The 2,494-nt window shown below is 45.1% G+C and carries 1 protein-coding gene and 1 pseudogene; one reads left to right on the top strand and one right to left on the bottom strand.

What is annotated here, in order from left to right; genetic code table 11:
- Positions 1 to 119: 119 nt before the first annotated feature.
- Positions 120 to 1,625 carry an anthranilate synthase component I gene (gene trpE / locus CGZ90_RS19590; protein WP_094254177.1) on the bottom strand — a complete coding sequence of 502 codons (1,506 nt, stop codon included), beginning with the start codon at positions 1,623 to 1,625 and terminating at the stop codon, positions 120 to 122.
- A 279-nt stretch (positions 1,626 to 1,904) separates the two neighbouring features.
- Between trpE and CGZ90_RS19585 the strand changes: the two are divergent.
- Positions 1,905 to 2,494 (top strand): annotated as a pseudogene (locus CGZ90_RS19585) (hypothetical protein); the annotation flags it as partial.

The raw sequence follows: 2,494 nt of genomic DNA, 5'->3' as shown, positions 1-2,494 counted from the left end.
GCGATAACTTCCTTTTAGCAGAAGATGCGGTAAAATACGGACTTGTTGATAAGCTGATCACAACTGTAGACGCGAAATAATACGAAAACAGCGGACCCCCTCATGGGCCCGCTGTTTTTTTATATAGCATCCGACTGCTGCCTGTATTCGTGTGCAGCTTCAATTGCCTTGATCATGCCTTTTGCCTTGTTGATCGTCTCTTCATATTCGTTTTCCGGTACAGAATCAGCAACAACACCCGCACCAGCCTGCACATACGCTTTTCCATTCTGAAAAAGAATCGTCCGGATGGCGATGCATGAATCCATCGTACCGTTAAATCCAAGATATCCAACAGCTCCAGCATATAGCCCGCGCTTCTCTTTTTCCAGCTCTGATATGATTTGCATCGCCCTCACTTTTGGGGCGCCGGACACAGTGCCAGCTGGCATACAAGACCGCAGTGCGTCAAAAAAGTCGAGACCTTCCCGCAGTTTCCCCTTTACGTGAGACACGATGTGCATAACGTGTGAGTAACGTTCAATGTTCATGTACGATTCCACTTCAACTGTACCGTATTCTGACACCCGCCCGACATCATTGCGTCCAAGGTCGACAAGCATCACATGCTCTGCCGTTTCTTTCGCATCTGATAACAGATCTTTCTCAAGCTTGGCATCTTCTTCCGGTGTCATTCCCCGCGGGCGGGTCCCCGCTATTGGCCGGTTTTCAACGATACCGTCTGATACCTTAACGAGAAGTTCAGGCGACGATCCAACGACCACTTTTCCGCCCGATTGATAATAGTAAAGGTATGGAGATGGGTTCATCACTCTCAGCATTCGGTAAACATCGAAAGGATGAATCTCGGTCTCTACCTCAAAACGCTGCGAAAGAACGACTTGAAAAATATCACCCGAACGGATATATTCCTTCGCCTGCTCCACCATATCGCAGAACTCTTCCTTTGTATGCGTTGATTTGACTGTAATATCCTTTTGAAGGAGTGGTTTCGGCTGCTTATCATGTGCAGCTTTTGTAATTTCCCGGTACGTTCCTTGAAGAGCTGAACAAATACGGTCGTAGTTATCCTCAATTTCTTCGGATGAAGCGTGCTCGCTCACATGCAGGTTGGCTATGATAGTCGTCGTCTGCTTCAAATGATCGAAAACGATGATTTCATCCGTGAACAAAAATTCAGCATCCTCCAAGTGTAGCGAATCCTCTCTGTGAGACTTCACTTTTTCAAAAGAAGTAATCAAATCATAGCCGAAAAAACCGACCGCCCCTCCAGTGAATGGAGGAATCCCGTCTATTTTCGGCGACTTAAACCGTGCGAGCTCTTCTTTCAAAAGAGACAAAGGTTCACCTTTCAGTCGGCGCACGTTGCCATTTTGATCCTGAATCTTAGCCTCGTTTTCTTTGCTCGTAAACTTCCAGAAAGGACGGCGCCCGATATACGAATAACGCGCCCACTTGTCTCCGCCTTCTACACTTTCGAGCAAGAAGGTGTGATCTTCATTTAAAAAATGCTTAAAGATCGAAATGCTCGTGATGGAATCGGATAAAAAAGAATAGCTGACAGGGATCACGTTATATCCCTCTGCCGCCAGTTTTTGAACTTCCTTGCACTCTGGCTGATACATCTTCTCTCACCTCGTCTCAAAAAATAAAAAACTCCGCATGAGACGCGGAGTCTTTTTGTGAATGCAAAAGAAGCCTTTACATAAAGGTTAGTCCTCGCTCTTCTGCTCTCACTAAAAATGCTCTCTGCTCTGCTCAACTAAAAAACGCTAACCGCCTTTTAAGTTACCCACACTATAGTAGATTATGGCCGACCCGTCAACATGGAGAAGCTTTTTGGAATTTAAACAATGACAGGCGTTCTGCATAAAATAGTTTAACCTTTTTAAAGGGGGCTTGTTATGTCCATTATCAGATCAATAAAACACCTGATCTCAACAGAACTGCACAAGCTGCTATGTGTGATTGAAAAAAAAATAGACAAAATTGAAAAATGTCCCGGCCCCCCTGGACCGCCGGGGCCTCCTGGACCGCCAGGTGTTTTTTCGCCAGTGTACGCTAATATTTTTGATAACGCGGATCAAACATTAATCAGACAAACAGCTGAGCTTGTTCGTTTTAACCAGTTTTCTTCTACACAGTCTGTTCTTTTCGGAGGCGTCACGGCTACATCTAACTCTTTAACAGTTCCTATTGCAGGAGATTATGCCGTTCAGTGGGCAGTAACCTTTCTTCCTGTACCTGGTCGGCAGCATTGTGCGTTCGGCGTTTTTGTAAACGGCAATATACAGGATTCTACTCGTGCTGGAGCCGCATTTTTTAGCGATCAGGAAGCAACAGTCGTCGGATCATTTGCTATTCTTCGCTTAAATGCAGGAGATTCATTGACACTGCAATTATTGATTCCTTCTACAAGTACCCAGACAAATGTGCTGTTAAGTTCTCAAATAACATATCCGCCTTTTAACAATGTAGCCAATCAGCCGATTAA

Source organism: Fictibacillus aquaticus (assembly GCF_002245695.1).
Lineage (GTDB): Bacteria > Bacillota > Bacilli > Bacillales > Fictibacillaceae > Fictibacillus > Fictibacillus aquaticus.
Note: the sequence above shows the minus strand (reverse complement) of the source record. Positions and strands in the feature narration are given on the sequence as shown.

Coding starts and splice junctions, on each gene's coding strand:
- trpE (WP_094254177.1), bottom strand. CDS start 1,625: ATGTATCAGCCAGAGTGCAAGGAAGTTCAAAAACTGGCGGCAGAGGGA.